Origin of the sequence: Pseudomonas sp. FW305-25, assembly GCF_017351415.1 — a bacterium.
In the GTDB taxonomy this organism is placed as follows: Bacteria; Pseudomonadota; Gammaproteobacteria; order Pseudomonadales; family Pseudomonadaceae; genus Aquipseudomonas; species Aquipseudomonas chlororaphis.
Map to the genome: position 1 here is coordinate 97,750 of NZ_JACNDE010000023.1, position 6,177 is coordinate 103,926.

The 6,177-nt window shown below is 62.1% G+C and carries 7 protein-coding genes; 6 read left to right on the forward strand and 1 reads right to left on the reverse strand.

Annotated features, from left to right (window positions below; genetic code table 11):
* Window positions 1-75 precede the first annotated feature (75 nt).
* The 6 genes from J4E58_RS20895 to ppa all read left to right on the forward strand — a co-directional run bounded on the left by J4E58_RS20895 (window position 76) and on the right by ppa (window position 5,388).
* A complete protein-coding gene (locus J4E58_RS20895) occupies window positions 76-1,470 on the forward strand; it encodes an ethanolamine ammonia-lyase subunit EutB (protein ID WP_087091880.1) in 1,395 nt (464 codons plus the stop codon).
* A gap of 10 nt (window positions 1,471-1,480) precedes the next feature.
* On the forward strand, window positions 1,481-2,305 hold the full coding sequence (gene eutC / locus J4E58_RS20900; RefSeq protein WP_087091879.1) for an ethanolamine ammonia-lyase subunit EutC: 825 nt from the start codon (window positions 1,481-1,483) through the stop codon (window positions 2,303-2,305).
* A 107-nt stretch (window positions 2,306-2,412) separates the two neighbouring features.
* A complete protein-coding gene (locus tag J4E58_RS20905) occupies window positions 2,413-2,871 on the forward strand; it encodes an N-acetyltransferase (RefSeq protein ID WP_009045805.1) in 459 nt (152 codons plus the stop codon).
* Between the two features lie 253 nt (window positions 2,872-3,124).
* Entirely contained in the window at window positions 3,125-3,781 is a 657-nt protein-coding gene (locus tag J4E58_RS20910; RefSeq protein WP_007924093.1) for a DedA family protein, read from the forward strand.
* A gap of 5 nt (window positions 3,782-3,786) precedes the next feature.
* The gene (locus J4E58_RS20915; RefSeq protein WP_087091878.1) at window positions 3,787-4,596 is read left to right on the forward strand and encodes a zinc-dependent peptidase; all 810 of its coding nucleotides are present in this window, start codon (window positions 3,787-3,789) and stop codon (window positions 4,594-4,596) included.
* Between the two features lie 264 nt (window positions 4,597-4,860).
* Window positions 4,861-5,388, forward strand: a complete 528-nt coding sequence (ppa, locus tag J4E58_RS20920) for an inorganic diphosphatase (protein ID WP_003228599.1) — start codon at window positions 4,861-4,863, stop codon at window positions 5,386-5,388.
* Between the two features lie 588 nt (window positions 5,389-5,976).
* Here the strand turns inward: ppa and J4E58_RS20925 are convergent.
* Window positions 5,977-6,177: hypothetical protein (locus tag J4E58_RS20925; RefSeq protein WP_207255327.1), on the reverse strand; the 201-nt coding region annotated here is incomplete at its 5' end.

A 6,177-nucleotide genomic window follows, 5' to 3' on the forward strand; every position in this document is an offset into this window, starting at 1 on the left:
TGCCTGCCTTATAGAAGTGCAAGCCCGCCCCCCACACGAAAGCAGAATGAAATCTTGATTGGAGGATCTCGCACCATGGCTGCATTTGCCCACACCATCGGCGCCCAGACCTACCGCTTCGACAGCCTCAAGGAGGTCATGGCCAAGGCCAGCCCGGCGCGTTCCGGGGACTTCCTGGCCGGCGTCGCCGCGCTCAACGACGGCGAGCGGGTCGCCGCGCAAATGACCCTGGCGGATATTCCGCTCAAGCACTTCCTCGAAGAGGCGCTGATCCCCTACGAAACCGATGAAGTCACCCGGTTGATCATCGACACCCACGACAAGGTCGCCTTCGCCACCGTCAGCCACCTCACGGTCGGCGGCTTTCGCGACTGGCTGCTCAGCGACGCCGCCGACGAACAGAGCCTGCGTGCCCTGGCACCCGGGCTAACCCCGGAAATGGCCGCTGCCGTGTCGAAGATCATGCGCGTCCAGGACCTGGTGCTGGTGGCGCAGAAGATCCGCGTGGTCACCCGGTTCCGCGGCACCCTGGGCCTGCGCGGGCGCCTGTCGACCCGCCTGCAGCCCAACCACCCGACCGACGAACCGGCGGGCATCGCCGCGAGCATTCTCGACGGCCTGCTCTACGGCAACGGCGACGCCATGATCGGCATCAACCCGGCCACCGACAGCATCGCCTCGATCTGCGCCCTGCTGGAAATGCTCGACGCCATCATCCAGCGTTATGAAATTCCCACCCAGGCCTGCGTGCTGACCCACGTCACCACCTCCATCGAGGCGATCAACCGTGGCGTGCCGCTGGACCTGGTGTTCCAGTCGATCGCCGGCACCGAGGCGGCCAACGCCAGCTTCGGCATCAACCTCAATGTGTTGCAGGAAGGCTACGAGGCCGGCCTGAGCCTCAAGCGCGGCACCCTGGGGCAGAACCTGATGTATTTCGAGACCGGCCAGGGCAGCGCGCTCTCGGCCAACGCCCACTTCGGCGTCGACCAGCAGACCTGCGAAACCCGCGCCTACGCCGTGGCCCGGCACTTCAAGCCGTTCCTGGTGAACACCGTGGTCGGCTTTATCGGCCCGGAGTACCTGTACAACGGCAAGCAGATCATCCGCGCCGGCCTGGAAGACCATTTCTGCGGCAAGCTGCTGGGCGTGCCCATGGGGTGCGACATCTGCTACACCAACCACGCCGAAGCCGACCAGGACGACATGGACACCCTGCTGACCCTGCTGGGCGTGGCCGGGATCAACTTCATCATGGGCATCCCCGGCTCCGACGACATCATGCTCAATTACCAGACCACCTCCTTTCACGACGCGCTCTACGCCCGCCAGACCCTAGGCCTGAAACCGGCGCCGGAGTTCGAGCAGTGGCTGGCGAAAACCGGCATCTTCACCCAGCCCGACGGCAAGGTGCAGTTCGGCCACAACCTGCCGCCGGCCTTCCGCCAGGCACTGGCACAGCTTCAGTAAGGACAGGCTCATGGACAAACATCCGACCGACAGCCAGAACCCCTGGCTGGAGCTGCGCCGCCTGACCCCGGCGCGTATCGCCCTGGGCCGCACCGGCACCAGCCTGCCCACCGGCGCCCAGCTGGACTTCCAGTTCGCCCACGCCCAGGCCCGCGATGCGGTGCACCTGCCCTTCGACCATGCCGGGCTGAGCAGCCAACTGGCCGAACGCGGCCGCGACAGCCTGCTGCTGCACAGCGCCGCCAGCGATCGCCACAGCTACCTGCAACGCCCGGACCTGGGGCGCAAGCTCAGCGACGAGTCGGCCCAGGCCCTGCGCGATCAGGCATCCGCCAATCCGGGCGGGGTAGATCTGGCGGTGGTGGTGGCGGACGGTTTGTCGGCGCTGGCAGTGCATCGCCATACCCTGCCGTTTCTCGCCCGTTTTGAAGAACAGACCGCGGCCGAAGGCTGGTCGCTGTCGCCGGTAATCCTGGTGGAACAGGGCCGGGTGGCGGTGGCCGACGAAATCGGCGAGCTGCTCGGGGCGAAAATGACCGTGATCCTGATCGGCGAACGCCCGGGCCTCAGTTCACCGGACAGCCTGGGGCTATATTTCACCTACAACCCGAAGGTCGGGCTCACCGATGCCTATCGCAATTGCATTTCCAACGTGCGCCTGGAGGGCCTGAGCTACGGCATGGCGGCCCACCGCTTGCTGTACCTGATGCGCGAGGCCTGCAGGCGGCAGCTCTCGGGGGTCAACCTGAAAGACGAGGCCCAGGTGAACACGCTGGACAGCGACTCGCCCGACACCACCAAGGGCAATTTCCTGCTGGGGCCTGCAAAGCCATGACTTTTCGAGACGATTGCGCTTTTTCCAGGCTTTAGGCAGCATCGAAACACGGCTGCCCGAGTAATGAACCGTTTGCCGTCGTATCCATTCGAAGTTGAGGACAACTCATGCGGATTACTCAAGCGACCCTCGAACACCTGGATCTGTTGACCCCCCTGTTCGTCAAATACCGCGAGTTCTATGGCGCCCTGCCTTTTCCGGACTCGTCCCGGGCCTTCCTGGAAAAGCGCCTGCGCCGCAAGGAATCGGTGATCTACCTGGCCCTGCCCGACGATGACGACAAGAAACTCCTCGGTTTCTGCCAGCTCTACCCCAGTTTTTCCTCCCTGTCCCTGAAGCGCGTGTGGATCCTCAACGACATCTACGTCGCCGAAGATGCCCGTCGCCAACTGGTGGCCGACAACCTGATCCGTACCGCGAAGAAAATGGCCAAGGACACCCAGGCCGTACGCATGCGTGTCTCCACCAGCAGTGACAACGAAGTGGCACAGAAAACCTATGAATCCATCGGTTTTCGCGAAGATACCCAGTTCAAGAACTACATATTGCCGATCAGCGACGACTAAGCCCCCTCTGCAACCGCCCGATCACAACCTTCGACAGTGCCTGGGAAGACGCTGCCGAAGGCCACGATCTTTCGCTTCTGGCCAGCCAGCGCCGTCAAGACATCCCTCGCTACAAACTCAACGCCAATTTCACCTATCAGGTCTTATAATGCCGACCTTTTCGGGGCGTAAGATGAATCTGCGCCAGCTGTAAGTTTTTTGCCCCAGTCATCGCACAGGCCCGCAGAGCCGGGCTGTCACCACAGGTGCCCCAATGGATTTCAACCCGATCGACCTCATCCTCCATCTCGACGTTTACCTCGACATGTTGGTGACCAACTACGGGCCATGGATCTACGCCATCCTGTTCCTGGTGATTTTCTGCGAGACCGGCCTGGTGGTGACGCCGTTCCTGCCTGGCGACTCCCTGCTGTTCATCGCCGGCGCGGTCGCCGCCGGTGGCGCCATGGACCCGGTGCTGCTCGGCGGCCTGCTGATGCTGGCGGCGATCCTCGGCGACAGCACCAACTACATCATCGGGCGAACGGTGGGAGAACGACTGTTCAGCAACCCGAACTCGAAGATCTTCCGCCGCGACTACCTGCAAAAGACCCACGACTTCTACGACCGGCACGGCGGCAAAACCGTGACCCTGGCGCGTTTCCTGCCGATCATCCGTACCTTCGCACCCTTCGTCGCCGGCGTGGCCAAGATGCCGTACCCGCGCTTCTTCGCCTTCAGCGTGGCCGGCACCATCCTGTGGGTCGGCGGTCTGGTGACCCTGGGCTACTTCTTCGGCAACGTACCGTTCATCAAGAAAAACCTGTCGCTGCTGGTGGTGGGCATCATCCTGCTGTCGCTGGTGCCGATGATCATCGGCGTGGTGCGCAGCCGCCTGGGCCGCTCGGCGGCAAAGGCCGAAAGCCACTGATCGCTATGTGGCCCCTCAGTACCTGGCGCCGCCGGCGTCGGCTGGCCAAGCACCCGGTTGCCGATGAAATGTGGCAACGGGTGCGCCAGCACCTGCCCTTTCTCGACGGCCTGAGCGATGCCGAGGATCAATGGTTGCGGGAAACCAGCGTCCTGTTTCTCGACGACAAGCACCTGAGCGCCCTGCCCGGGGTCGAGCTGCACCAGTTCGAACGCCTGCTGCTGGCCGCCCAGGCCCAGTTGCCGCTATTGCACCTGGGGGATTTGAACTGGTACCAGGGCTTCCACGAAATCGTCCTCTACCCCGACGACTTCCTCAGCCCCCAGCGCCATCGCGATGCCAGTGGCGTCGAACATGAATGGGACGGCGAACACAGCGGCGAAGCCTGGCAACAGGGCCCGATCATCCTGGCCTGGCCCGGCGTGCTCGCCAGCGGCGGCTGGGAAGCCTACAACCTGGTGATCCATGAGCTGGCGCACAAGCTGGACATGCTCAACGGCGACGCTAACGGCCTGCCGCCGCTGCACAGCGACATGCGCATCAGCGACTGGGCGCAGGTGATGCAGGCGGCCTACGACGACCTCAACCGCCAGCTCGACCACAACCCGGACGCCGAAACCGCCATCGACCCTTACGCCGCGGAAAACCCCGCGGAATTCTTCGCCGTCACCAGCGAATACTTCTTCAGCGCCCCGGATCTGCTGCATGAGGCCTATCCGAAGGTCTACCAGCAACTGCAGCTGTTTTACCGGCAAAATCCCCTGGCCCGGCTCCAGCAATTGCAGGCCAGCGACCCGCACTACCAGCAACACTGAAGCGCCCTGCCGGAACGCGCCCGCTGGCGAAATAATCGTCGATCCTGGCGGGTGTCTCTGAACTAAACAGGCTGCGGCGACTCTTCTTTTCGCAAGCAATCGAGCGTCGACCGACGGCTCCTGCACAGGGTTCGCGGCGTTTGGCCCAAGGCGTCCATACGTCCTTCGGTACGTGGCATAGCCCTTGGAATATGCCTATAATCGCCGCCACTTTTTGGTCAATCCGGCCAAGACATTTTGGTCAACTAACGGGGGCATCGCCCAATGAGCTACAGCAAGATTCCGGCTGGCAAAGACCTGCCGAACGACATCTACGTCGCAATCGAGATTCCGGCCAACCACGCGCCGATCAAATACGAAATCGACAAAGACAGCGATTGCCTGTTCGTTGACCGTTTCATGGCCACCCCAATGTTCTACCCGGCCAACTACGGCTACATCCCGAACACCCTGGCCGACGACGGCGACCCCCTCGACGTGCTGGTCGTGACCCCTTACCCAGTGGCTCCAGGCTCGGTGATCCGCGCCCGTCCGGTTGGCATCCTGAACATGACCGACGACGGCGGCGGCGATGCCAAAGTCATCGCTGTTCCACACGACAAGCTGTCCCAGCTGTATGTCGACGTGAAGGAATACACCGACCTGCCGCCGCTGCTGATTCAGCAGATCGAGCACTTCTTCGCGAACTACAAAGATCTCGAAAAAGGCAAATGGGTGAAGATCGAAGGCTGGGACGGCGCCGACGCCGCCCGCGCCGCGATCACGAAGTCGGTTGCCGCCTACAAAGGCTAAGCAGCTGCAAGCTTCCAGCACCAAGCTTCAAGAAAAAGCCCCGCTGACCCGGGGCTTTTTTGTGCCTGTCGAATGCCCCCTCCTCCGTAGGAGCGAGGCTTGCCCGCGATAGCAGCCCCCCATTCCCCACCAACAACGCCCTCCGATACAAAACACCCCTGCTTTTTGCCCTCGTCACAGGCTCCGGCTAACGCTTTGCGCTGGGAATTCTCTTCGAATATCAGTATGCTGCGCCCCACCTTTGCGCATCGACCTGTTCAACCGGTCAGATCCGCCCGACGCGGCAGATGATTTTCTCGCCAAGTCCCACAGCCAGCCGCAAGAGCTGGGTGTACGTTTTGCAGGCTGGTGCGGTTTACCAAAAATGAACCAAGCCAGTCCCCGAGAAGCCGGCCACAAGCCGGCTTTTTAATGCCTGGAAAACCCTGTTCAATGCGCAACCCGATGGGACCGGACAGGTCATCGGCAGCCGTTTCTGCCCCGGCAAAAGTAAGGCTCTTCGCTTTCTATTGAGCGACTTTTCCTAGAAACTCCCACCCGCTTGCGCCTGTGAAACCTGCTGTCTAGGCTCGGCCTGTCACTGCTTATTCAGTGATCGGGTTTAGCAGCTCGAAACATCACATTGGGCGCATCGATGTCACCGGTCGGTAGAAGTTTTATTCTGCCTGTCATGGTGGCTGTGCGCAGGGCATCTTCGGATGCGCCGGTTTTCCAATGTGACCGGCCTGCTAACCTGCGTACAGCTGCCACCCCATCGTTTAGCAGCGACATCTGGCAGCTCCACTCACG

Excerpts from the sequence above, each read along its gene's own strand:
- J4E58_RS20895 (WP_087091880.1), top strand. The coding sequence starts at position 76 with ATGGCTGCATTTGCCCACACCATCGGCGCCCAGACCTACCGCTTCGAC.
- eutC (WP_087091879.1), top strand. The coding sequence starts at position 1,481 with ATGGACAAACATCCGACCGACAGCCAGAACCCCTGGCTGGAGCTGCGC.
- J4E58_RS20905 (WP_009045805.1), top strand. The coding sequence starts at position 2,413 with ATGCGGATTACTCAAGCGACCCTCGAACACCTGGATCTGTTGACCCCC.
- J4E58_RS20910 (WP_007924093.1), top strand. The coding sequence starts at position 3,125 with ATGGATTTCAACCCGATCGACCTCATCCTCCATCTCGACGTTTACCTC.
- J4E58_RS20915 (WP_087091878.1), top strand. The coding sequence starts at position 3,787 with ATGTGGCCCCTCAGTACCTGGCGCCGCCGGCGTCGGCTGGCCAAGCAC.
- ppa (WP_003228599.1), top strand. The coding sequence starts at position 4,861 with ATGAGCTACAGCAAGATTCCGGCTGGCAAAGACCTGCCGAACGACATC.